The organism is Hymenobacter sp. CRA2, assembly GCF_002007105.1.
Classification (GTDB): domain Bacteria; phylum Bacteroidota; class Bacteroidia; order Cytophagales; family Hymenobacteraceae; genus Solirubrum.
Map to the genome: position 1 here is coordinate 587,852 of NZ_MVBC01000002.1, position 22,918 is coordinate 610,769.

19 protein-coding genes, 1 other RNA gene and 1 riboswitch are annotated in these 22,918 nt (G+C 63.7%); of the genes, 6 read left to right on the plus strand and 14 right to left on the minus strand.

The genetic code is table 11. From position 1 onward, the window contains the following. Positions 1–104 precede the first annotated feature (104 nt). A riboswitch (SAM riboswitch) is annotated at positions 105–196 on the minus strand. 185 nt (positions 197–381) lie between these two features. Beyond that, positions 382–1,272: a hypothetical protein gene (locus B0919_RS06210; RefSeq protein WP_078011344.1), complete on the minus strand. Its 891-nt coding sequence runs from the start codon at positions 1,270–1,272 to the stop codon at positions 382–384. Between the two features lie 227 nt (positions 1,273–1,499). On the opposite strand from B0919_RS06210, the gene B0919_RS06215 reads away from it, so the two are divergent. Further along, positions 1,500–2,513 carry a fasciclin domain-containing protein gene (locus B0919_RS06215; protein ID WP_078011345.1) on the plus strand — a complete coding sequence of 338 codons (1,014 nt, stop codon included), beginning with the start codon at positions 1,500–1,502 and terminating at the stop codon, positions 2,511–2,513. Positions 2,514–2,618: 105 nt separating this feature from the next. Beyond that, complete coding sequence (locus tag B0919_RS06220) at positions 2,619–4,157, plus strand: alpha/beta hydrolase family protein (RefSeq protein ID WP_078011346.1); 1,539 nt, start codon at positions 2,619–2,621, stop codon at positions 4,155–4,157. Positions 4,158–4,280: 123 nt separating this feature from the next. On the opposite strand, the gene B0919_RS06225 is transcribed toward B0919_RS06220, so the two are convergent. Continuing rightward, positions 4,281–5,039, minus strand: a complete 759-nt coding sequence (locus B0919_RS06225; RefSeq protein WP_078011347.1) for an EcsC family protein — start codon at positions 5,037–5,039, stop codon at positions 4,281–4,283. Positions 5,040–5,186: 147 nt separating this feature from the next. On the opposite strand from B0919_RS06225, the gene B0919_RS06230 reads away from it, so the two are divergent. Next, the gene (locus B0919_RS06230; protein WP_078011348.1) at positions 5,187–5,681 is read left to right on the plus strand and encodes a ferritin-like domain-containing protein; all 495 of its coding nucleotides are present in this window, start codon (positions 5,187–5,189) and stop codon (positions 5,679–5,681) included. A gap of 47 nt (positions 5,682–5,728) precedes the next feature. Here B0919_RS06230 and B0919_RS06235 read toward each other — a convergent pair whose 3' ends face one another. From B0919_RS06235 to B0919_RS06250, 4 genes are all read right to left on the minus strand, one after another. Further along, complete coding sequence (locus B0919_RS06235) at positions 5,729–6,310, minus strand: DUF4468 domain-containing protein (RefSeq protein WP_176132883.1); 582 nt, start codon at positions 6,308–6,310, stop codon at positions 5,729–5,731. 122 nt (positions 6,311–6,432) lie between these two features. Then, positions 6,433–7,482: a Gfo/Idh/MocA family protein gene (locus B0919_RS06240; protein ID WP_254846492.1), complete on the minus strand. Its 1,050-nt coding sequence runs from the start codon at positions 7,480–7,482 to the stop codon at positions 6,433–6,435. A gap of 282 nt (positions 7,483–7,764) precedes the next feature. Next, complete coding sequence (locus B0919_RS06245; RefSeq protein WP_254846493.1) at positions 7,765–8,610, minus strand: M48 family metalloprotease; 846 nt, start codon at positions 8,608–8,610, stop codon at positions 7,765–7,767. A 136-nt stretch (positions 8,611–8,746) separates the two neighbouring features. Further along, a complete protein-coding gene (locus tag B0919_RS06250; protein WP_254846494.1) occupies positions 8,747–9,916 on the minus strand; it encodes a DegT/DnrJ/EryC1/StrS family aminotransferase in 1,170 nt (389 codons plus the stop codon). 229 nt (positions 9,917–10,145) lie between these two features. On the opposite strand from B0919_RS06250, the gene B0919_RS06255 reads away from it, so the two are divergent. Continuing rightward, positions 10,146–11,045, plus strand: coding sequence for a hypothetical protein (locus B0919_RS06255; protein ID WP_078011351.1), 900 nt, complete (start codon positions 10,146–10,148; stop codon positions 11,043–11,045). Between the two features lie 295 nt (positions 11,046–11,340). Here B0919_RS06255 and B0919_RS06260 read toward each other — a convergent pair whose 3' ends face one another. From B0919_RS06260 to B0919_RS06285, 6 genes are all read right to left on the minus strand, one after another. Continuing rightward, positions 11,341–12,231: a glycosyltransferase family 2 protein gene (locus tag B0919_RS06260; RefSeq protein ID WP_078011352.1), complete on the minus strand. Its 891-nt coding sequence runs from the start codon at positions 12,229–12,231 to the stop codon at positions 11,341–11,343. A gap of 3 nt (positions 12,232–12,234) precedes the next feature. Continuing rightward, entirely contained in the window at positions 12,235–12,942 is a 708-nt protein-coding gene (locus B0919_RS06265; protein ID WP_078011353.1) for a cell division ATP-binding protein FtsE, read from the minus strand. A 102-nt stretch (positions 12,943–13,044) separates the two neighbouring features. Next, on the minus strand, positions 13,045–13,248 hold the full coding sequence (locus B0919_RS06270) for a fructose-6-phosphate aldolase (protein ID WP_078011354.1): 204 nt from the start codon (positions 13,246–13,248) through the stop codon (positions 13,045–13,047). Positions 13,249–13,340: 92 nt separating this feature from the next. Next, positions 13,341–13,997 carry a fructose-6-phosphate aldolase gene (fsa, locus tag B0919_RS06275; RefSeq protein ID WP_078011355.1) on the minus strand — a complete coding sequence of 219 codons (657 nt, stop codon included), beginning with the start codon at positions 13,995–13,997 and terminating at the stop codon, positions 13,341–13,343. 176 nt (positions 13,998–14,173) lie between these two features. Beyond that, positions 14,174–14,271: signal recognition particle sRNA small type (gene ffs / locus B0919_RS06280), an RNA gene on the minus strand. Between the two features lie 204 nt (positions 14,272–14,475). After that, positions 14,476–15,171, minus strand: coding sequence for a hypothetical protein (locus tag B0919_RS06285; RefSeq protein WP_078011356.1), 696 nt, complete (start codon positions 15,169–15,171; stop codon positions 14,476–14,478). Between the two features lie 272 nt (positions 15,172–15,443). On the opposite strand from B0919_RS06285, the gene guaA reads away from it, so the two are divergent. Next, positions 15,444–16,976, plus strand: a complete 1,533-nt coding sequence (guaA, locus tag B0919_RS06290; protein ID WP_078011357.1) for a glutamine-hydrolyzing GMP synthase — start codon at positions 15,444–15,446, stop codon at positions 16,974–16,976. 155 nt (positions 16,977–17,131) lie between these two features. Beyond that, positions 17,132–18,535, plus strand: coding sequence for a hypothetical protein (locus tag B0919_RS06295; RefSeq protein ID WP_139361944.1), 1,404 nt, complete (start codon positions 17,132–17,134; stop codon positions 18,533–18,535). Between the two features lie 88 nt (positions 18,536–18,623). Here the strand turns inward: B0919_RS06295 and B0919_RS06300 are convergent, their stop codons facing one another. Both B0919_RS06300 and B0919_RS06305 read right to left on the minus strand, forming a co-directional pair. Beyond that, positions 18,624–20,531, minus strand: a complete 1,908-nt coding sequence (locus B0919_RS06300; protein ID WP_078011359.1) for a DUF4153 domain-containing protein — start codon at positions 20,529–20,531, stop codon at positions 18,624–18,626. 152 nt (positions 20,532–20,683) lie between these two features. After that, positions 20,684–22,681, minus strand: coding sequence for an ABC transporter substrate-binding protein (locus B0919_RS06305; protein WP_176132884.1), 1,998 nt, complete (start codon positions 22,679–22,681; stop codon positions 20,684–20,686). Positions 22,682–22,918 lie beyond the last annotated feature (237 nt).

A 22,918-nucleotide genomic window follows, 5' to 3' on the forward strand; every position in this document is an offset into this window, starting at 1 on the left:
CAACAACAACAGCCGGCCTGCAAAGCGAGGCGGGCAGCAGGCACCGATACGGCGCGGGTGGAAAGGCAAGCGGAAAAGTGGTTCGAAAAGCCCACAGCAACTTGTTTTTATATGGTCAGGAATTGGCACCGTTCGGGACTTTCCCGAGGTTGCCGGCGCTTCGCAGAGCCTGTCTCTCCGCGCCTCTGTATAAAAACAATCCTTCAGCAGTAAAGAATTGGTCCGGCAAAGGTAGCCCCACGACGCCGGCAATTGCAAATCATGGTGCCCGCCCCGACTCTCCAAACGCCTGCCGCCCGGTGCGGCCAGCGGCCCGAAGACTGCTGGCCGCACCGGGCAGCGGTACGCGAAAAAAGTCGTTTTCTAGCTCAGGAAGGCAGGTTAGTAGTTGTAAGACACGCCGGCTGATACCCCGGTCGACTGCCCCACGTTGCGGCCCGTTACGTACTGGCTTACGCCCAGAATCACGCCGATGCCTTTGATGACGGGCTTGTACACGCTGGCCCCGATGCGCGCGTAGCTGACGCGCGTAGCCGTGAAGTCGCCCGTGAAATTGGGCTGCAGGATATCCGTGCCTGTGCTGCTCGACTGCTGCAAAGAGCCCCAGGCCTCAGCGTAGAAATTCAGGCCGGCGTAGCCCACCTTGGCGTCGGCGAGGAAGGCATTGGGTACGGCATTGGTGCGCAGGCTGTAGCCGGCCTGCCCCATAAAAAAGATGCCCGAGGGCGTACGCAGCTGCGCAATGCCGAGCGTGGTGTACTTGGTGGCTCGGTTGCCGATGGCAATGATGTAGCCCAGCCCGGGGTCGTTGCGGTAGTTGCCGGCCGGCGTGCTCACCCCCACCGCGCCCAGCAGATCCAGCTGGCTATTGCCCACCGGTGCCGAAAACGACTTGAACTTGAGCATCACCGACACGTCCTGCAGCCCGGCGCGGGTGTTGGTGTAGCCCTCGTCCTGCAGCACCGGCTGCGCCGCCTTGCCCTTCGCTTGGATGTAGGGCAGGCTCAGCACCGCCTCGATGTTGTCGGTGATGCCGTAGTTGGCGTACAGGCTGACCGAGGACACGCGCACCTCCCGAAAAATCGGCACGGCGTCGACTTTGTCGGGTACCAGAAAGACGTTTCGGTAGTGCTCGGCGGTGCCCGTAAATACCACGGAGCCGTGGTGCTTGCCGGCCATAAAGCCGCTCACCAGGCTCTGGGCCTGCCCGGCCCCGACGGCGCCCAGCAGCGCCGCCCCGGTCAGCAGGCAGGTGAGGTAAGAGTGTTGCATGTATAAGGTGAAGAGAGGAAATGAAGACGCTTTAGCGAGTAGTCCGGCGTGTTGGCACAGCGGTTTGCGGGCCTGACCAAATTCGGGCGCGCTAGCTACGAGCCCAATTCTACCTTCGGATTCCCAACGCGGGAGAAAAATTTTCCGAACGGGTAAAACCACTGGCCCAACCGGTTCCGTTTGTTGGCCGGCTTCGCCGGAGCCATGTGCTACTCTCCACCTTCTCTATGCCTTCACGCCTACGCGCCCTGTTTCCCATTTTGGGTTTAGCGGTTCTGACTTCGCTGTCGGGTTGCAACAAAAACACCGAAACCAACCCCTCCATTGCCGGCGTGGCCGTGGGCAATAAGGACTTCAGCGTGCTGGAAGATGCCGCCGTGCGCGGCGGTGTGGTGGCGCTCCTTTCGAACCGCAACCCCGACGACCCGCAGGGCAACTACACGGTCTTTGCGCCCAACAACGCCGCCTTTGCCCGCCTGGGCCTGTACTCGGCGACGGACCTGCTGGTGCTGAACCGCGACTTTCTCACCGGCACCCTGAAATACCACGTGACGGGCGGCACGCTGGCCGGCAGCACCCTGCGCGCCGGCGTTAGCTCGCCGTCGGCGCTGGGCGGCATCCCGCGCCGCATCATCGAGCGCAACGGCGCACTCTACGTCAACGGGGCGCGCATCCTCGCCACCGATATTCCGGCCTCCAACGGCACGGTGCACGCCATCGACAAAGTGCTGCTGGCCACCGGCGGCAACGTGGTGGAATCGGCGCTGGCCCTCACTAACAAGCAGGTGTTTGTGCAGCCGGAGCTGACCTTCCTGGTAGAAGCCGTGCTCTACGCCAACCTGGCCGGCACGCTCTCCAGCCCGGGGCCCTTTACCGTGTTTGCCCCCAATGACGCGGCCTTTCGTAACCTGCTCACGCAGTTGCAGGTAGCGCCCGGCTCGCCGCAGGGCTACGTGCCCGCCGACATCCGCAAGCTGCCCGTCGGTACCGTGACGAGCGTGCTACTGCAGCACGTCATCGTGCACCCGAGCGGCCCGGCTGGCCGCTTCACGCCCGAGCTGCCCGAAAACGGCCGTGCTGCCTCGGCCGGCGGCGGGGCCATCAGCTTCGGCCCCTTCACCGACGGGGTGCTGACGGTGCGCGCCACCGGCAACGGCCCCGCCGTGGCCAACATGGCCATTCCCGATGTGCAGTGCACCAACGGCGTGGTGCACGTCATCGACCGCGTGCTGCTGCCCTAAGCGCCTGGCCAACTGCTCGGTCCACCTACTTTCCTGCTTTAGCTACCTAGTGTTGCCCGCCTCGTGGTGCCGTCTGGCTTCGCGGGGCGTTTTTTCCCGATTGCCATGAATAAATGTGTTGCGGGCCTGCTCTGGGGCTGGGTGCTCCTGCTGCTACCGCTGCTCACCTGGGCGCAGCCCGCTGCACAGCTGCCACCGACTGCCTCGCTGGAGGGCGAGTGGAAAGGGCCTCTGACCGTGCCCGGCGGCAGCCTGCCCGTGAGCATCACCGTCACCGAGCTGGCCGGCGGTACCCGCTTTGCCGTGCTCAATGTGCCCGCGCAACGCATCAACCGTGCCCTGCTCACCGTCGACCTCAAAGCCGATACCATCATTTTCGAGTCGCAGGAGCTGGGCTTTAACTACATCTGCCGCCGCTCCGCCGACGGCCAGCAGCTGCAGGGCCAATGGCGCCAGCAGGGCTTCAAAACCGACCTCACGCTGCAGTTTACGCCGCTGCCGCCCCAGCCCAAGAACTTCAAGTTTCCGCCGCCCTACCGCGTGGAGGAGGTCACTTTCACCAGCGCCCACGATAACACACGCCTGAGCGGCACCCTTACCACGCCGCCCGGCGAGGGCCCTTTCCCGGGCGTGGTGCTGCTACCCGATATGGGCCCGCACGACCGCGACGCCGCCGTGGGCGACTACAAGCTCTTCGGCTCCCTGGCCGATTACCTCACCCGCCACGGCGTGGCCGTGCTCCGCCTCGATGGCCGCGGCGTAGGCCAGTCGGGCGGCGACTGGCGTACCGCCACCCCCGCCGACCTAGCCAAGGATGCGCAGGTGGCGCTGAGCTTTCTGCGCACGCGCAAGCTGCTCGACATTGCCCAGCTCGGGCTGATTGGCCATGGGCTAGGCGGCAACGTGGCCCTGCAGGTAGCGACGCAGCCCCTGCCGCCGGCCTTCGTGGTGAGCCTCGGGGCCCTGGGCAACCCGGGCTACGACGTGATGGCGCAACGCCCGCTGGCCGCTTTTCTTAAAGCCGGTGAAGCCGACACGGCCCAGGAGCATCGGGGCCGTCGACAGCTGCTACAGCAGCAACAGCAGGGCGAGAAACTGGCCGAGCTGCGCCGCAAAGGGGCCAATTCGGCCCAGATAGAGACGTACCTGGGGCAGCAGCAGATGCGCCAGCGCGCCGCCGACAAAAAGCAGCTGGACGCCCGCGTGAAAAAGCAGCGCCCGATGATGGAAATCGTGCGCAACATGCCCAACAACGACCAGGCGCAGGCCATTCTCGTCAACATGCTGCGCCAGCAAAACCCTGCCCTCGACCCGGCGGTAGCCCAGGCGCACGCCACCGACATGGTCACGCCCTGCTACCGTAGTCTGGTGACTTACGTGCCCACGCTCAACCTGGAGCAGGTGCGCACCGCCGTCTTCCTCCTCCACGGCACCGACGACCAGCACATTCAGCCGACCAACCTGAGCGTGCTGGAAAAAGCGCTAAAGGACAACCGCCGCGTAACCTCTCGCCGTCTCGACGGCATTAACCACCTCTTGCAGGCTCCAGCGCTGGAATGGCCGCTCGTGAACGGCGAGCAGAAACCTGTGATGTGGCCGCAGCTGAACATCCTCGAGTGGATTCGTAAGCAGGGAAAAGGTTAAGTTCTAACGGTAGCACCCGCTGTCCTGGCGAGAAGGCACAACATTTCGCGCATCAAGCAGGAGCTACCTCTCTTTGCTCGAAGGACAGCTAGATGAGCCATCGTGCGTCCTCACCACGGTAGGTTACTCACCCGTTGGTGCTACGTCACGGCTTTCGGCATCAGCGCTGAAATACCGCATGCGGTAGCAGTTCATGGCCGTTTCGCCGAGCTGCTCCAGCAGGCGGTAATTGGCCACGGCCCCGACGGCGGCTCCCACCAGCGGCAGCAGCTGCGCCAGCTTGGCCAGGTCGATGTAGTCGCGGTATTCCTGCTGAAAGGTGCGCCAGTCGAAGTCGGCGGCGTCGGGGGGCAGCGTTTGACGGTAGGCTTCCCAGTCGGCCACGCGCTGGTACACCTCGTTGCGGGTGTGCTGGCTGCTGAAAGCCAGCTGAAACACATGCAGCAGGTACAGTCGCTCGGTGTAGTCGTGCACATCGTGGCCATACAGGGCCGCAATGTCGAACAGCAGCTTGAGCTTGATGCCCAGCAGCAGCGGAAAATCGGCCAGCCCGACAAAAAAGCCGGCCGCGCCGGTGGCGGCGCCCTCCACCACGGCCACGTGCCGGTAACGCCGGATGCGGGTGCGCACCACGGCTTCGCGCTCTGCCAGCGGGGCCGCCAGCAGCGGCCGGCGCGTAAGGTGCCGGGAGCCAAACAAGACCCCGCGCACCATCTGCTTGATGGCGGCCGTGAGGGCCTGGTGCAGCTTTTCGGGCAGCAGGGCGTTCAGGCGCGTCTGCATGCCGCGCGTCAGGCGGTCGAGCACGGTGGGCGGCTGCTGCATGCGGCGCTGCCACGCGTGCAACTCGGCGTAGGCCTGCTGGTCGGCGACGTCTATCATGGCGGTTTGAAGTGCTTTTCGGGCCTAAGGTACGGGCTGGCGCGGCGCCCGATTCGTAAGCTCTACCATATCAGTGCGGGCGTAGTTGCGTAAGGTGAACGAGTAGCCGCTGCTATTTTCCTCACCACACCAAAACCCCACACACCGATGTTTGATAAGCTGGAAACCCTGAACGACCTGCTCATTCTTCAACTCAAAGACCTCTACAGCGCCGAAACGCAGCTTGTGGATGCGCTGCCGCAAATGGCGGAAGCCGCCAAAGACGGCCGCCTGCGCCGCGGCTTCGAGCGGCACCTGCACGAAACCGAAAGCCAGGTGAAGCGCCTGGAGCGCATCGGCAAGGCGCTGGAAGTGGACCTGGACGGGCACACCTGCGTAGCCATGCAGGGCTTGATCAAAGAGGGTCAGATAACGATGTCGGAAAACGCCACCGACGAGGTAATGGACGCCGCCCTGATTGCGGCGTCGCAAAAAATCGAGCACTACGAAATTGCCGGTTACGGCACGGCCGCTCACTACGCCGAGCGCCTGGGCTACGCCGACGCGGCTGATTTGCTGCGCAAAACCCTGGCCGAGGAGCAGCTCACCGACACCAAGCTCAACGACTTGGCCAAGAACTACCTGAACCAAAAAGCCGAGTAGAACATCCGGCTCGGGGCAGGAAGACGAGAGCTGGCAGGCCGCTCGGCCTACCAGCTCTCGTCTTCTTTCATGGCCCCGGCTATGCTGCGCGTGAGCTGCTGGGCCACCAGCTGCAGTTGCCGCTGGTGGTTTTGCATGCGGCGCGGCGTCATGAAGGGCACCGAGGCATCCAGGAACCTCTCCGCCGGCTCGATGCCGGGGCAGGGCGTGCCGGCGCTGGGGTAGTCCTGGAAGTAAAAGTCGGTTAGCTCGTACTTGTAGCGGCCGTCTTTCACGGCCAGCTTCACGGTGCAAAACAGCTGCTTCTGGAAGAGCAGATTCCCGAGCCCGGGCATGTCGATGTCCGTCACCACCTGCCCTACTACCAGCCCGGCTTCCGGCTCGGCCACGCGCAGGTACACCTGGCTGCGGCGCTGCGGGGTGGCAAACCAAGTTGAGGCCCGGCCAAACAGCACGGCTTGGCTGGCGTTGGCCATCGGTACCACCGCCGTGTAGCGAATGATCTGGGTGCCGGAATCCACCGGAATCGGCGCGAGGACCGGGGTAGCCGGGGCAGAGGCGACTTGGCTGCCCTGCGCCAAAGCGCCGATGGAGCCCATCAGCAGGCAAAGAGTAAGTACGTGTCTCATAGAGATAGGAATTAGTGGAAGTCGGTAAAAGCAAAAGCCCGGCCAGCTGTGCAGCTGCCGGGCTTGTTTCATCGCCAATAATGTGGTTGGCAAGCATTACTTCCTCGTATTGAGCTGCTTCGCTAAGCCGGTTTCAGCGCGTAAATCCGCTCGATAATCTCCACCACTTTCAGCCCTTCCAGCGCGTTGGTGGTGGCGTAGCTGCGCCGCTGCACCGTGTCCACCACGTTTTCGATGACTTGCACGTGGTTAGCCGCTGAGCCTTGGTACGGGCCGTAGTTGTTGGCCGGGTTGGTAGGCGGCAGCACTGGCAACTGGTAGTCGCGCAGGTGGCAGTACTCCACTTTGTCCATGTACTGCCCGCCCAGACGCAGGCTGCCGTGCTCGGCTACCACCGTGAGCGAACTTTCCAGGTTTCGGTCCCACACGGCCGTGCTGTACTGCAGCGTGCCCGCGCCGCCGCGCACCAAGTCAAAAGTAACCAGCCCGGAATCCTCGAATTCCGTCAGCTGCTGGTGGTTGAAGTCACGGAAGCGGGCCGTAACGTTAGTAATGTCGCCGAACACCCAGTAGAGCAGGTCAATGAAGTGACTGAACTGGGTGAAGAGCGTGCCGCCGTCCTGGGCGCGGGTGCCGTGCCAAGTGCCGGGGCGGTAGTAGCGGGCGTCGCGGTTCCAGAAGCAGTTGAGCTGCACCAGGTAAATCTGCCCCAGCCGCCCCTCGTCGTACACCTGCTTGAGCCAGGCCGCGGGCGGTGAGTAGCGGTTCTGCATCACTCCGAACACCAGCCGGCCCGTCTGCAAGGCCGTGTGCACGATGTCTTCGGCATCGGCTTTGCGCAGGGCAATGGGCTTTTCGATGACCACGTGCAGGCCGTGGCGCAGCCCGCGAATGGCCTGCGGGGCGTGCAGGTAATTGGGCGTAGCCACCGTCAGCACATCGGCGGCGGGGCCGTGGGCCAAAAACTCTTCGAGCGAATCGAAGAAAGGCACGTCGGGAAAAGCAGCGGCCAGCTCAGCCCGCAGCTCCTGCCGGGTATCGACCAAGGCGACGAGCTGGGCGCCGGGGTGCCGCGCCACCAGGGAAGCGTGGCGGCGGCCGATATGGCCTACGCCGCAGATAACAAAGCGGACCGGGGCCGCGGCAGCAGAATTGGAGTCAGAAGACAGCACGCCGCAAGCTGCGAAAAAAGCAGCGGATGCAGCCCGGTTTACAGGCTTTTTGCTGGTAGCAGCTTATCCAAATAAGCACCGTTTTTGGAGAAACGCCCTCCGTAGCGGCATCGGGAGTTGTATGGCTTTTCACACCCGGAATGCATCCGTACAACCCGCTCCCGCACCGCTGCCTGTTAAAAAAGCGCAGCCGCTTCTCGGGTGAGAAGCGGCTGCGCAAGGGAAAAAAGTCACAGGTGATAAACAGCTACCGGGCCTGCGACATTGCAGGTGCTGAGCGGCTTAGAGCAGCCGCTTCAGCTCCGTGAAGTTGGTGTTGCTCACTGAGCGGCTGGTGCAGCCCAGCGCACGGGCACTGCTCTGAATGGCCTGCACGCGGGAGCCAGGGTTGGGGTGCGTGCTCATAAACTCCGGCGGATTGGCATTGCCCTGCTTCTCGGCCTTGATGAAGAAGCCAGCCGCACCGTCGCAGGCGTAGTAGCGGGTGCCGTTCAGGTAAATAGCCGAGTACTTATCCGCTTCCTGCTCGAAGGTGCGGCTGAACTTGAGCTGGCCCAGGCCGGCCAGGCCGCCGGCAATCTGCGTGAGCAAGCCCTGGTTTTTGCCCAGCACCACGCTGGCCAGAATACCGATGCCGTATTGGCGCTGCAGCAGCTGGGTGCTGTGGCGGCGGTCGGCGTGGGCTATTTCGTGGCCCAGCACGCCGGCCAGCTCGCTTTCGTTGTCGAGGAACTTCACCAGGCCCGTAAACACGTAAATGTGGCCGCCGGGCGTGGCAAAGGCGTTCTGCGTGGCGTCGTCCTTGATCAGCTTCACGTCCCAGGGAAACTGGTTGCGGTACTTCAGGTTGCCGTTGTCGAGCACACGCTTCACCACGCCGTCGAGCAGCTGGTAGGCGCGGGCGTTGCTGCTGCGTGACATCAGCTGGCCCTTAGCGGCGTACATCGAATCGGTCTGGTGCGCTACCTGGGCACCCAGGGCAATGTCCTGGTCGACGGAAAACAGGTTGAAGCCCTGCGCCGGTGCCACAGGGGCGGCCGCAGCAGCGGGCTTATAAACGGTGGCAGCGGTAAGGCCGGCTGCGGCCGTCAGCGCCGCGGCGAGGGTCAGGAAAGGACGGAACATCATCGGGTAAGAAATCAAAAACAGAAGCGTTGTACGACGCTCAGAAAAAACGGTGCCAAGGCCGCGCAGCGGCACATCCGGGACGCGCAAATGGCCAGTCATCCTGAAGACTCGGCGCTTCAGGATGACCAATTCGAAACTACTCCGCTGCGCCAGTTTTTACCACCGCTGCCACGTATGCCACCTGCTCAGGCGTCAGACCGGGGTGAATGGGCAACGACAACACTGTACGGCACAGCGCCTCGGCCACCGGAAACTGACCGGCCCGGTAGCCCAAATAAGCGTAGGCCGGCTGCAGGTGCACCGGCACCGGGTAATACACTACCGAAGGCACCCCGTGCTGCTGCAGGTGCTTTTGCAAGGCATCACGCCGCGCCTCCGACGCCAACGTGAGGGTATACTGGTGAAACACGTGGGTGCTGCCGGCCTGCCGTGCGGGAATCTGCAGGCCCGGCACCGTGCCGAGGGCCGCATCGTACTGGGCGGCTACCTGTTGCCGGGCGGCCGTCCAGGCGCCGAGGTGGCGGAGCTTCACGCGCAGCAGCGCCGCCTGCAGGGTATCGAGGCGCGAGTTCAGGCCGATGCGCTGGTGCACGTACTTGCGGCCGCGGGCCTGGCCGTGGTTGGCCAGCTCGTACAGGTGCGCGGCGCGGGCCGCGTCGCGGGTGAGCAGGGCGCCGCCGTCGCCGAGGCAGCCTAGGTTCTTCGACGGAAAGAAGGACGTGGTGCCCACCTCCCCTACCGTACCGGCCGCTACCAGCTGCCCGTCAGCCCCTTGCCAGGTAGCCCCGATGGCCTGGGCGTTGTCTTCAATCAGGGCGAGGCCGTGCCGGTTGGCCACGCCGCGCAGGGCGGTGAGGTCGGCGCACTGCCCGTAGAGGTGCACGGCCAGGATGGCGCGGGTGCGCAGCGTGATGGCGGCCTCGGTAGCGGCGGCGTCGAGCGTGAACATGCGCGGATCGACTTCGGCCGGCACGGGGCGCAGGCCCAGGATGGCAGCTGCTTCGGCCGTAGCCACGTAAGTAAACGCCGGCACAATTATTTCGTCGCCGGGCTGCAGCTCCAGGCTCATCAGGGCCAGTTGCAGCGCGTCGGTGCCGTTGGCGCAGGGCACCACGTAGGCGCCCCCGAGGTAGGCGCCCAGCTCCTGGGCAAACTGCTCCACGTCGGGGCCCTGGATAAAATCCCCGGTGTGCATCACGTGCTGTAGGGCAGCATCCAGTTCCGCTTGGATGGCAGCGTGTTGGGCGGGCAGGTCGAGCAGGCGGATGGGCGCCGGGGGCGCAGCGAGAGCAGATGCAGCGGACAAAACGCGGGAGATGAAAGGCATTGACCACCGCGTGGCGCGGTGGTTTCGGGGGCTAAAGATAGCGCGGGGCTGTGGCGACGGAACTTCCCGGCTCGCTTATATAGGCTTAAAGCCATCTTTCTGCCCGCAGCCTGCGTAACCTGCTATGTAGAGCTTGCGTTAAGCGGCCCAAATGCCCCGCTGGCCGCAGTGCGGGCGACATTTTTCTTCACTGTAACCTAGCATCCCCATGTTTAAGAAGGTTCTTACCACCCAAGCCCTGGCCCTGCTGCTGCTCAGCGGCGGCGTGGCCTTTACCAGCGCCAGCTGCAACCGCGCCGACCGTCAGGAAGCCGCGGCCGACACCGATCAGGCCTACGAAGACTTCAAAACCTTCGTCGCCAACACCGAAGCCAATGCCGAAGCCGTGGGCAACAAAACCCAGGCCGAATGGGACGAGGAAACCAACCAGCTGAAATCGGAATACGACGCCAAAACCGCGGCGGCCGAAGCCAGCATGAGCAGCTGGAACGACCAGCGCAAAGCTGAATACGACGAGCTGAAAACGCGCTACACCACGGCCTACGACAAGCGTTCCACCGCTTACGGCAGCGGCAGCATGAGCGCCGGCGGTAGCGACGCTACCAAACCGGGCAAGTACTACACGGCCACGAACCCGGCCACCCAGCTGACGGCCGCCAACGCCCGGCAGACCTACGAGGCCTTCGTCAATAACATCAAGCAGAACGAAGACAAGTACGACATCGACGACTGGCGCTACATTAAGACGGAGTGGCGCGCCCTCGACGAAGCTTACGACAAGGTGAAAGGCGACATTCCGGCCAAGGACCTGGCCGAAATCCAGAAGGAAAAGCTGAAGTTCGCCGCCTTCAAATCCTTTGACAAAGCCGAAGCCCGCGCTGCCCAGGGCGCCGACGCAGTAAGCGGCGAAGCCCGGAAATTGGACGCCAATACCCAGGACGAACGTTCGAAAGTTGGTCAGGCCGCCAGCAACACCGCTCACGACGTGAAGGAAGCCGGTAAGGACGTGGGCCACGGCATTGGTCACGTCGCCAAGAAAATCGGCGAGAAGACCAAGGATGGCTACAAGGAAGTAAAGTCGGAAGTCAAGAACACCGACAATGACTAATCACGGATTGCGGCAGATTCATCGGCTTTCACGGATTTCGTGAACGATGGACGCCACACGGTGGAATTTCAGCAAAAAGGCCTCGCTTCGGCGGGGCCTTTTTTAGTTGCTACGCGATGAAAGCGGTTTAGAAATGGGTATGTATAGCTAAGCCGTCTGTCATCCTGAGCGGAACGCGAAGGATCTTATCACGCTTGGGCATATTACCCTCTAGCGCTGTAAGGTCCTTCGCGTTCCGCTCAGGATGACAGGAGGAAGATGAACCTTGAGCAGCGTCTTTAAGACGAGCTTTGCGTCAAAGCACTTCTAGCAGCCAGGACAGCTTCAGCAGATCCAACGCGCGCAAATCCGACTGCTCCAGGACACGGCGGCGCAGCCGCCACTCGGCGGCGCGCAATCCAGCCAGAGCCAAGCGGCTCAGTCCCAACCGGCGCAGCCGCAGCGCCGTGCCCAGCAGGCGGGTATCGGTGCCCAACCCTTCGGAGCGGTAGAGCGCGGCCAGGTTCAGTACCGCGTCGTGCGACTTTTGCAGAAACACCGGTGCCGGCTCCAGCCCGTCGTGGCGCACGGGGTTATCAAGGTGCAGCACGGGTACTTGGGCTTCGCGCAGGCGCCAGCCAAATTTGGTGTCCTCGTGACCGTAGCGAGTAAGGCTTTCATCCAGGCTGAAGCCGCGAAACAGCTCGGCCCGGATGAGCAGGTTGTTGATGGTCAGCTGGGCGTACGGGTCTCGTTGCCGCGCGGCCGCCGGGCGCGCCTCGCGCTGCCAGCCGTAATACCAGCGCAGGTGCAGCACCGGGTCAGCCGGTGGGGCATCGGCATAACAAGTACCGCCCACCAATACTGGCGCCTGCGACGCCACCGCTGCGTAACGGGCGATGAAGCCGGCGTCGGGCAGGGAGCTGTCGTTATCGAGCAGCAGCAGCCAGGGGTGCCGGGCCCAGGCCACCAGCTGATTGCGGATAGCCGCCCGGCCTACGTTGTGGGGCAGCTCGCGGTAGTGCACGCCGGGCAGCGCGGCCAGCGGGCGGTGTTGCGCCCGAACAGGCGGGGCCGAGCCGTCGTCGAGCAGCAGGATTTCCGCGGGGCCGGGCCAGTTGGCCAGCTGTGCCCGCAGGGCCTGCACCAAGGTCTCGACGGGCCAGTTGTACACGGGAATCAGGACGGAAAGGCCTGCTTCGGGCATGACTTATCCGTAGTTCTTCACCCGTAGCTCCTCGCTGCCAATGACGCTGACCTTCCCGTCTTCGCAGCGAAATACGCGCTTGGGGTAGCGGCGAATCAGTTCGTAGTTGTGGGTGGCCATCAGTACGGCCGTGCCGGCATTGTTGATTTCCAGGAACAGCCGCATGATGCCGTCGGTGACGTCCGGGTCGAGGTTGCCGGTGGGTTCGTCGGCCAGCAGCAGGGCCGGCTCGTTGAGCAGGGCGCGGGCAATGACCACGCGCTGCTGCTCGCCGCCCGAGAGCTGGTGCGGCATTTTGGTGGCTACACCCGTCAGGCCCACGCGCATGAGCACATCCTGCACGCGCTGCTTCATTTTGGCCCGGTCGCGCCAGCCAGTGGCCTGCATCACGAAGAGCAGGTTTTGGGCCACGCTACGGTCGTAGAGCAGCTGAAAATCTTGGAACACGATGCCCAGCTTGCGCCGCAGGTACGGCACGCGGGCGGGCGGCAGCTGACGCAGCGGGTAGCCCACCACACTGCCCATGCCTTCGGCCAGCGGCAGGTCGGCGTAGAGCGTTTTGAGCAATGACGTCTTGCCCGAGCCCGTGCGGCCCACCAAGTATGCAAATTCGCCCTTGCCCACTTCTAGCGACACGTGCTGCAGCACGGTATGCACGTCCTGCATGATGCGGGCGTCGCGAAGCTCGATGACGGCGGAAGGCGTTTCCATGAGGTTAGCAATTAAGGACCAAGGGTGAGCAATCAAAAAGGCCCCGGACTTAAACGCGGCATAAGTTACCTGCGCAGTCCTGAGGCCCCTCCTGCCCAAACCCTAAATAGCCAAGGGCTGCAGCTTGCCGAACTCCAGCCCCTCAATCACCGCCGCCAGCTCGGTTTCTTTGCCTTCCAGTCCGTAGCGGTGCAAATCCTTCAGCGGGCGGTCGGCGCGGAAGTAGGCAATGAGCACGAACTCATCGTCGCGGAGCTGGATGTAGTCCGGAATCTTGGCCTTGCCTTTGACTTTGATGATGTACATGATGCTAATGTGAGAAATGTGAAAATGTGAAAAATGTGAGAATGGTCACTCGGCACATTCCGCACATTTTTCACATTTCACACATTAACAATTTAACCGTTGACCTTCTTGTGGTCGGCCAGGAAGGTGGCCAGGCCTTTGTCGGTCAGCGGGTGGTTCAGCAGGCCGGTGATGACGTTCAGCGGGCAGGTCACCACGTCGGCGCCCACTTCGGCGCACTGGATCAGGTGCGGCACGTGGCGCAGCGAGGCGGCCAGCACTTGCGTGGGGTAGCCGTAGTTGCCGAAGATGTTCACGATCTGCTCGATGAGCTGAATGCCGTCATGGCCGATGTCGTCGAGGCGGCCGACGAAGGGCGACACGTAGGTAGCGCCGGCTTTGGCGGCCAGCAGGGCCTGCCCGGCCGAAAAGATCAGCGTGCAGTTGGTCTTGATGCCTTTCTCCGAGAAGTACTTGATGGCCTTTACGCCGTCGCGAATCATAGGCACCTTCACCACGATGTTGGGGTGCAGTTCGGCCAGCTCTTCGCCTTCGCGGATGATTTCCTCGTAGGTGGTGCCGATTACCTCAGCCGACACGTCGCCGTCCACCAGCTCGCAGATGCGCTTGTAGTGGGCCATCACGTTGTCCACGCCGCCGATGCCTTCCTTGGCCATCAGCGAGGGGTTGGTGGTTACGCCGTCGAGCACACCCAGCTCCACGGCTTCCTGAATGTCCTTCAGGTTGGCGGTGTCAATGAAAAACTTCATCAGGGAAAGACTTAAAACGAAAATACTGGCCCAAAGCTAATCACGGATTTAAACGGATTGGGCGGATTCCACGGATTTTGTGGACGGTATGGCATCGAAAACGAGGCCGATAGGCGCCGGCTGCCAGCAGCAAGCCATATGCCTCCGCTGCCCCTCCGCTTTCAGCTATGGGCAAAAAAAAAGCGAACCAGTATCGCACCGCTACAACCGCCTGCCCTTGCTACCTTCCGGTCCTGGGGGAGTTCAGCGGGAGCTGGTCGTACTGATTCGCCGGTGCAAAGATACCACAGCGCTTTCGGGCAAAGCAAGCCCAAGGGCAAAAAATGCCCGAAAATATCTTCCCAAAGTCGGTTAGCTAGGTACAAGCCCTTGGTTCACAAGCCACCTGCCACGTCATCCGGCCCGAAAAAAACATGATGACCGCGGTCCGAAAGTGCGCATTGACACCTTCGGGCGACGGCCACCCGCTATGGGGCACCTAGCGCAGAGGAGCCACCCGCAGGGCCATGCCGAAGCTGATTTGGCTGGCGAAGTGCCGGAACGGGTATTGCTCGCCGTTCAGCTCGATGTTGCGGGCCACGCGGAGCATGCTGCGCTCGTAACGGGCCGTGAGCATGACGCGGCCCAGCTCGTAGCCCACGCCGGCCTGCCAGGCCACGCCGAGGCGCCGCATGCTGCTGTTGATGCTGTGCACGATGGCGTAATCCTGCCCGCTGCGCTCATAGCCGGTGGGAATGCGCACGGCCAGCACCGGGCCGCTCAGGGCCAAAAAATGCTCGCCGAAGCGGAAGCCCAGGGGCAGGGCTACGTTCAGGCGCTGCCAGTCCTGAGAGGTAGCCAGCGTGCTGAAATCGGTAGGCGCCGTGGCGGGCACGGGCTCCACGGTATTGGTCACGCGGTGCCAGCTCTGGTTACGCGAGTACGACAACTCGGGCTGCAGCAGCCACCGGCGCTCCGGGCCGAAGTTGTAGCGCCCCCAGAACCCGATGCGGAAGCCCGGGGAGGGCGTGGTCATGCGCGGCACCACCCGGTACTGCCCCACCGCAAAAGCGGGCTGCTGATTGGTCACGCGAAACAGATCGTGGCCGAAGAGCATGCCGCCCTGCAGCGCAGCCCGGGTGGGGGCTGCTGCTGCGGGGACAAGGGTTTGGGCCTGGGCCGCGGAAGCGGCCAAGAGTAGTAGAAGTAAAAGTTTTTTCAAGCAGGGTAAGCGTAGGCAGAGTGCGGAGTATTACCTCAAAAAAGCAAATTCCGGCGCCGCCATGCAACTCAAAAAACGCATATAGGCATGTTTACCAATAAATTACTGAGCAGCCCTTTTCTTATCCTATTTCCGCCCGTGGCGTTAGTCTGCCGGCTTGGGGTTGGGCGCCTTTTCGGGCCCTTCCCTGAGCCTTCCTGCGTAAGCGGGTTGGATGGCAAGGCTTTGCCGCCCTACCTTTGCCCATGCCTCAACAGATTTTGATCCTTGATTTCGGGTCGCAGTACACGCAGCTCATTGCGCGGCGCATCCGCGAGCTGAACGTCTTCTGCGAAATCCACCCCTTCACGCACGCCCCGGACCTCACTGAGGATATCCGGGGCGTTGTGCTTTCGGGCTCGCCCTGCTCGGTGCGCGACCCGGAGGCCCCCAACCCCGACCTCGCTAAGTACCTGGGCCGGGTGCCGGTGCTCGGCGTGTGCTACGGCGCTCAGCTGCTGGCCCACCAGGGCGGCGGCGAAGTGCTGCCGGCCACCATCCGCGAGTACGGCCGGGCCCGCCTGCACCACATCGAGCAAGGCTCGCCGCTGATGCAGGGCCTGAGCCTGGACTCGCAGGTGTGGATGTCGCATGGCGACACGATTAAGACGCTGCCTGCAGGCTTCGACATCATTGCCAGCACGCCGGAGGTAGCCGTGGCGGCCTACCACGTGCAGGGCCAGCCCACCTACGGCATTCAGTTTCACCCCGAGGTGACGCACTCCACCGAGGGCAAGCGGCTGCTGCGCAACTTCGTGGTCGATATCTGCCAATGCGCGCAGGACTGGACGCCCGAGCACTACGTGGACACGGCCGTGGCGGCCCTACAAAACACCATCGGGCCCGACGACCAGGTAATCCTGGGCCTCTCCGGGGGCGTGGATTCGTCGGTGGCGGCTTTGCTGCTGCACCGCGCCATTGGCCCGCGCCTGCACGGCATCTTCGTCAACAACGGGCTGCTGCGCAAGGAGGAGTTTGAGAGCGTGCTCCACTCCTACCAGGGCCTGGGCCTGAACGTGACGGGCGTGGACGCATCGGAAGAGTTTTACGCGGCGCTGAAGGGACTCTCCGACCCCGAGCAGAAGCGGAAGGCCATCGGGCGCACCTTTATTGAGGTGTTCGACCGCGAAGCCCACAAGGTGGAAGGGGCGCGCTGGCTGGCGCAGGGCACCATTTACCCCGACGTGATTGAGTCCGTGTCGGTGAAAGGCCCGGCCGTGACCATCAAGAGCCACCACAACGTGGGCGGCCTGCCGGCCGAAATGAACCTGAAGGTGGTGGAGCCGCTGCGCATGCTCTTTAAGGATGAGGTGCGCGAAGTGGGCGAAACCCTCGGGCTGCCGCACCACATCCTGCACCGCCACCCCTTCCCCGGCCCCGGCCTGGGCATCCGCATCCTGGGCGACATCACCCCCGAGAAAGTGCGCCTGCTGCAAGCCGCCGACGCGGTGTTTATCGATGCGCTGCACCAGACCGGGCTGTACGAGAAAGTATGGCAGGCCGGCGCCATTTTGCTGCCCATCCAGAGCGTGGGCGTGATGGGCGACGAGCGGACCTACGAGCAGGTAGTGGCCCTGCGCGCCGTGACCAGCGTGGATGGTATGACGGCCGACTGGGCCCACCTACCCTACGACTTCCTGGCCGATGTATCAAACCGCATCATCAACCAGGTGCGCGGCATCAACCGCGTGGTCTACGACATTTCGTCGAAGCCGCCGGCGACGATTGAGTGGGAATAAGGCATTAGCTAAACCGGGCCAATTATTCGGAGCCGGGGCTGGCTCCGGATAATTGGCCCAACCTTTGCACCCATCGTTTCGGCGCATACTTCGCCTTGGCGGGGTGCTTCCGATCAGCTTCTTCAATGCTTCTTTACTACCTCCTTTAAGTACCTATGTCCCGACTGCTACATTATCCGAGCGGTATGCTGCTTGCGCTGGCCCTGACCCTGGGCGCCTGCTCCCACGACGACGCGCCAGCCCCGCTGAGCGTGACGGCCAGCACCGACCCGAACGCGGCGCCGACCATTGAGCCTAGCTCCAGTGCCGTGACACCGCCGACCAAGCCGCTCGACCCGGCTGCGGCCTTCGACCTAGACAACGCGCTTTTTCTGCCCACCCCGCCTAACGCTGCCCCGGTTCCGGCGCCGTGGGCACCCGGAGCTCCCCGGGCCTTCGGTGAGGACCTGGCGCAAGACCACCGGAGTGCCGACGGCTGGGAGGTCGTGTTCAGCTCGTTTTCGACCCGATCGTTGTCGGCGTCGTCCCATCTGCTGCTCTACAACAAGTACCGGGGCGTGATGCGCCTCTACGTCCTGAATGCCAACGGCACCGTAAGCAACCGCGCCGTACTGGCCTCCACGGCTCAGCTGCAAGGCAGCCGCGCCTACGCGTCGCCGTTGCTGGCTTTTGCCAGTCAGGCCGTCGTTGATCCAGACCAGCGTCCGACAAGCACTTCCACCCTGGAGCCCCAGTCCCTGAGTGCGGCTACGTGGTACGCCACGGAAATCGAGCTGGCTTACGACTCCAACATGCGCACCTACGACTTTGCTTCCTTGGCATTGGGCTGGAAGCTCGTCAGCGCTGAGGTGGCAGATGTACGCCTGGGCGGCACCGCCACGGGCAATTCCCTGCCGGTAGCTATACAGGCTCCGGAGGTTGATTTCGCCGGCCGCGGCACCTACGACGGGCCCGCCGAAATGCGCCTGACGGGCTCAGGCAGCGTAGCAGCCCTGCAGCAAGCCAACTTGCCCACCGAGGCCGCCCGCAACGTACTGGCCCAGGCCGCCGGTACCAACTGGTACCGCGGGCTGATCAGCCAGCAGCCTGGCAACGCCGGCTCCCTGGTGTACCTGCCGACGCAGGCCCGCGTGTCCGTAGCCGCCGACGTGTTAGTGGCGTCGAATAGCTTCGCGCTGCCTGGCTACGACAACACCACCGTGACGGGCTCTGCTCCGCAGTATAACGCTGCGCCCGGGGTGTTCTTTCTAGCGGCCCGCCCCGTGGTGACAACTCAATCCTCCTCGGGCGGCACGTACACCTATACCCTGGATGCGGCCTCGGTCCGCTACCGCTTCAACCCCGCCGTCACGGCCATTGCCGACATCCGCAACGTGCGGCAGGAAATAGTGGCTGCCGCCCCCAACAAGGAGTGGGATGCGCCCATTTACACCGGCACCACGCTCACGGCCAACCAGCAGCTGAACGTGTACGGTGTGCGCGTGGCCTTCGACGTGGTGCCGCGCAATGGCAGCGCCGCCGTGCACATCAGCAAGACGTTCAAAGCAGACCTGCGCTAACGGCCAGCCCAGCAACAACCAACATGCAAAAGCCGCCCTGGAATACCGGGGCGGCTTTTTCGTGCTTGTTCGGGCCAGTCTCAGAAGACTATGGCTGACTTCCGTCCGCTATTTCCAGCAGGGCCTGGGCTTCGTAGCTCAGCTCCACTGGCTCGCCTGTGCGCCGCAGCCGGTTGAGCTGCCGCAGAAATAGCTGCAGCCGTAGGTTTCCCTGCTGCCCGCGCAAGGTAAGCCGGGCCGCGGGCAGCTCGTAGGAAGGTTCTACCGCCCCGGCCCCGGCCCGGTCGTAGGCGTTGACCAGCGAATCAGCCAGTTCCCCCGGCTGCAGGGTGATGCGCGGCTCCCAACGGCCGTCGGCGGTTATTTGCTGAAGCTGCACCTGTCGGCCGTGGTTGCTGGCCCAAAGCCGGAACTTGCCTTCGGGCAGCGCGGCCTCCACCAGCTGCTCTTCGGCCGGCTGCTGGTAGCGGGTCAGGTCGAGGTCATCGAGCCAATAGCGGCCCTGGCCCAGCGGCCACACCTGCGCGTCGCGGGGCTGAAAGTTGTCCCAACGCGCTTCTACTTCTCCCGCCGCCACGGCGCCATATTCCACAGTCCCCGACTCGCGCTCCAGCTGGTCGCGGAGCCAGTGTTGTTGCTGCCAGCGAGCCTTGTGCTGCAGCGAGTCAGGCGGCGTCAGGCGGGCGGCGAAGAAGGGCTGCAGTACGGCGTTTCCCTGCCGGTCGACGAAAAACTCCAGGATGGACCACAAGCGCCGCTGGTCCTCCTGTGCCAGTTGGGCGCCCCGCTTGGCGTCGAAGCGGCCGTTGACCAACAGTTGATACCGAGCGGCCGTTTCGCGCAGACGCCGCAGCTGGCTGCGCTGGGCCACGGCGAAGGCGCCCCAGGGCCCGCCGGCCGACAAAAACGTCACCACTGCCAGGGAAGCCGGAATCCAGATAATACCCTGCCCGCGGCGCACCAGGAAGTACACGGCCATGCCCAGCAGCCAAGCCGCCAGCACCAGCACGAAGTACCGCTCCTCGGTGATGCCGTAGGCCCGTACCCGCGTGCCGATGGCCACGGCCAGCAGGGCCAGCAGCGGGAACAAGGCGAGGTAAAACCAGCGCGCGAAGGAGCGAATCCACGCATTCTCGGCTGCGTTGCGGATGGGATGAATCAGCAGCAGGGCGAAAATGCCCGCTACGGCCAGGGCCAGTACCAGCAAGGACACCCAACCCTTGGGCAGCGTCCAGGCCAGCACGATGCGGGCCATGTAGGCATAGAGAATGGTCAGGTAGAGCACCACCAGCGGCAGCAGCACAAACTGCGTGAACAGCTTCAGGCCCCGCGGGTAGTCGTTTTTCTGCTCCAGCGCGGCGAAGTCGCGCGGTACGCCGGCCAGGAAAAACCAGGTGTTGAACACCGTCGCCAGCACCACGAACAGGTAGGCGTACAGCCGCTCGTTCAGGTGCACCTCAAACAGCTGATCCACAGCCACCAAGGCCAGGGCGCACCCCACGAACAGCACGCCGGAGTACAGCCCGCCGATGAGAAAGCGCAGAAACAGCGTTTCGTTGTAGCGCCAGAAGCCGGGCGTATCGGCCTGGCGGCGCAGCTCGGCCAGGTACGGGCCGGTGGCCACCAGCAGGTGCAGGCCCAGCAGCAGGAGCAGCAGGCGCAGCACCCACAGAGTATTGGGCTCGGTGGGCGCCAGCGCGTACCACGTGGCGAGCAAGCCCAGCGCCGCAACCTGCCCGCCCCAGCGCCTCGTAGCCGGCCAGCGGTACCGCTCGCCCGTGAGGGCTACCGCCAAGGTAAGCGAGAGGCCTAGCGCAGCCGTCGACAGCAGTGGGAACAGCCAGGGCGGCGGCCCCTCCAGCAGCCGGCCGCCATCAAGGTGAATGAGGTAGATACCAGCGCCGCCGAGCACGAGGGCCCAAAGCAGCGTGAGCGGAAAGCGACGAATCACGGCCCCGGCCCTGGACAAAACACCTTGTAAGGATGGCAGACGCATATGGTGAAATAGTAAGGTGGTGAAATAGTGAGTTGATGTTTAGATAGCGCCCTATTCACGCACCCCAAAGCTAAACGGCCCCGGCAACAGTTGCTGCCAGGGCCGTTTGCGCCATATGAGCCGCCAGAACGTCAACTCACCATTTCACCATCTCACCGAATACCCACCGGGTTCTGCACCTCGATTTCCAGACGCTCCAGCTTGGTAATGGGCACGTACTGGTTATCGTGGGCCTGCTGCGGGTAGCCGATGCCTTGGAACAGCGTGCCCGATACCGGCCCGGAATTGGCCAGGGGCAGCTGAAAAGCCGGGCCGTTCAGGTACAGCTGGGTGCCGAAGTAGTACAGCAGCTCGTAGCCCGAGGCGGCAAACACCGAAGGCGGAATATTCTGCTGCTGGGTGTAGAGCTGGCGGAAGCGGCGCACGCCCGGCAGGGTCAGGTCGAGGTACTTGGGCTGCACGAAATACACGGCGCGGCGGTCGAGCTGGCCCAGGCCGATGCTGGGGTTTTCCTGCCAGGAGGCGTAGGTAATGAGCGGCACCGCCAGGCCCTGGCTCTGCATGATGCCGAGCGTGAACGGGCCGGCCTTGCGGTGGTCGGAGGCCACTACCAAGTGTCCGCCCCCCTTCAAATCTATACCGCCGAAGCCGGCGTTGAGGCTTTCGGGGTTATCAGAGTCGATGCGGCGCACGGCCAGCACTTTACCGCCGAGGGCCTCAAAGGTCTTCTTGTACGCTTCGGCAAAGGCCGCCTCGTCCTTGGTGTCTTCGTGAATGATGACGGCGGGCCGGGCTCCGCCGAAGGTGCGGTAGGCATACTCCGCCGCCGTGCGCCCCTGCGTGGCCGTGCTCGGCTCGAAGAGGTAGTACCAGGCGTTGTCCTGCACCAGGGAGCCGTCCTGCGACAGGGGATTCACCGCCACAATCTGGTTTTGCTGGGCGTAGCGGGCCAGAATCTTGGCGCCCGACTTGTACACCGGCCCGATAATCAGGTCCATGCCGGCCAGCTCGGGCTGCTGCAGCAGCTGCTTGAGCTGCAGGGTGTCGGCGCCGGTGTCGTAGGCGTAGAGGTTGAGCAGGCGGCCCTCGCGCTGCAGCGAGTCCTGGGCCAGCTTCATGCCGGCGTACAAATCGGTGACGAACTGCAGGCGGCGGCGCGTCTCCCAGCTCGGGTCATCGAACTCGAAGGGCAGGAGCACGGCCACGTTGTAGCTGGCCTTCTTCTGCGGGCGCGGCCGCGGCGTGTAGCGCGCGCGGTCCAGGCCGAAGCGCTGCACCAGTTGCTCCAGCTGCGGGCGGTCGGCGTCGGTGTACAAGCCGCCGAACACCAGCTGATCGACATAGGCCCGGGCCACGGTGGTGTCCTGGGCGTAGGTACGCAGCAGGCTTTGCCACAGAGCTTTGTCGCGCACGCGGGCCAGGTACGTAGCCTTCATGGCCATGCGCTGGGTCCGCAGCTGCGGCTCGGGGATGCGGCCGAGCACGTTCAGGGCATTGTCGGTGTCGCCCTGCTCGAAGGATACTTGGCCCTGCAAAAACAGCGCGTCGGACAGGCCAGCCCACTGCGAATACTCGTTGCGGAGCAGGTTAAGCATCTGCTCGGCTTCGGCCCACTTATGAGCCCGGCTGGCCGCTATGGCAAACAGGTAAGCCGCCTCCGGCCCGCGGCCATACTTGGCGGCGGGCGGCGTGAGCGGGCGCAGCTCGTCCATGGCCAGCTCGTAGCGGGCCTGGTTGATGAGCGTCTTGCCGTTGCGGTAGCGTGTGTCGGGGTCGGTGGAGCCCAAGTTGGCCGGCAGCGGTGGCGTGGGCTTGGCGGCGGGCTTCGGCGCGGCGGGCGTAGTGCCAGCGCCCGAAGCACCCGTCGTTTTGGCCGGCGTGGTAGCGGGCGTTGCTTTGGGCGTGGTGCCGACAGGGCTTGGCTTCGCGCCCGTGGCGGGGGTGGTTTTCGGCGTGGTGGCGCTGGGCGTCTTGCCGGTGGCAGTGGTACCCGGTTTGGTTACCGTGGCAGGCTGCTTGGCGGGCGTAGGGGCCGGTTTAGCCGGGGTGGTTTTGGCCGGTGCCGGCTTGGAGGGCGTGGGTTGCTGCGCCAGGCTGGACCCGGCACAAAGCGAAGACAACAGGAGGGCACACGCGAATAAGGACCGCATAGGGGGAGAGGTCAACGAGGGAGACATAGCGAGCCATTCGGAATGGCTTGGCAGACAAAGGTACGCAGTTGGGCAAGCCCACGATTCAGTTGGCACAGACAGCCTGCACCGGCCGAATTTTTAATGGACATTTAAGTTGACTTTAACGCGGCCTTAAGCTTGCATAGCTCTCTTTGCGGTTGAAACGAGCAGTTCAGCTCAGTTCCTCGCCTCTCTTTCAGGGTGCGGGTATTGAGC

What these genes read in the sequence shown, in the direction of transcription:
- B0919_RS06210 (WP_078011344.1), bottom strand. Translation starts at nt 1,272, where the DNA reads ATGCAACACTCTTACCTCACCTGCCTGCTGACCGGGGCGGCGCTGCTG.
- B0919_RS06215 (WP_078011345.1), top strand. Translation starts at nt 1,500, where the DNA reads ATGCCTTCACGCCTACGCGCCCTGTTTCCCATTTTGGGTTTAGCGGTT.
- B0919_RS06220 (WP_078011346.1), top strand. Translation starts at nt 2,619, where the DNA reads ATGAATAAATGTGTTGCGGGCCTGCTCTGGGGCTGGGTGCTCCTGCTG.
- B0919_RS06225 (WP_078011347.1), bottom strand. Translation starts at nt 5,039, where the DNA reads ATGATAGACGTCGCCGACCAGCAGGCCTACGCCGAGTTGCACGCGTGG.
- B0919_RS06230 (WP_078011348.1), top strand. Translation starts at nt 5,187, where the DNA reads ATGTTTGATAAGCTGGAAACCCTGAACGACCTGCTCATTCTTCAACTC.
- B0919_RS06235 (WP_176132883.1), bottom strand. Translation starts at nt 6,310, where the DNA reads ATGAGACACGTACTTACTCTTTGCCTGCTGATGGGCTCCATCGGCGCT.
- B0919_RS06245 (WP_254846493.1), bottom strand. Translation starts at nt 8,610, where the DNA reads ATGATGTTCCGTCCTTTCCTGACCCTCGCCGCGGCGCTGACGGCCGCA.
- B0919_RS06255 (WP_078011351.1), top strand. Translation starts at nt 10,146, where the DNA reads ATGTTTAAGAAGGTTCTTACCACCCAAGCCCTGGCCCTGCTGCTGCTC.
- B0919_RS06260 (WP_078011352.1), bottom strand. Translation starts at nt 12,231, where the DNA reads ATGCCCGAAGCAGGCCTTTCCGTCCTGATTCCCGTGTACAACTGGCCC.
- B0919_RS06265 (WP_078011353.1), bottom strand. Translation starts at nt 12,942, where the DNA reads ATGGAAACGCCTTCCGCCGTCATCGAGCTTCGCGACGCCCGCATCATG.
- B0919_RS06270 (WP_078011354.1), bottom strand. Translation starts at nt 13,248, where the DNA reads ATGTACATCATCAAAGTCAAAGGCAAGGCCAAGATTCCGGACTACATC.
- fsa (WP_078011355.1), bottom strand. Translation starts at nt 13,997, where the DNA reads ATGAAGTTTTTCATTGACACCGCCAACCTGAAGGACATTCAGGAAGCC.
- guaA (WP_078011357.1), top strand. Translation starts at nt 15,444, where the DNA reads ATGCCTCAACAGATTTTGATCCTTGATTTCGGGTCGCAGTACACGCAG.
- B0919_RS06295 (WP_139361944.1), top strand. Translation starts at nt 17,132, where the DNA reads ATGTCCCGACTGCTACATTATCCGAGCGGTATGCTGCTTGCGCTGGCC.
- B0919_RS06300 (WP_078011359.1), bottom strand. Translation starts at nt 20,531, where the DNA reads ATGCGTCTGCCATCCTTACAAGGTGTTTTGTCCAGGGCCGGGGCCGTG.
- B0919_RS06305 (WP_176132884.1), bottom strand. Translation starts at nt 22,681, where the DNA reads ATGCGGTCCTTATTCGCGTGTGCCCTCCTGTTGTCTTCGCTTTGTGCC.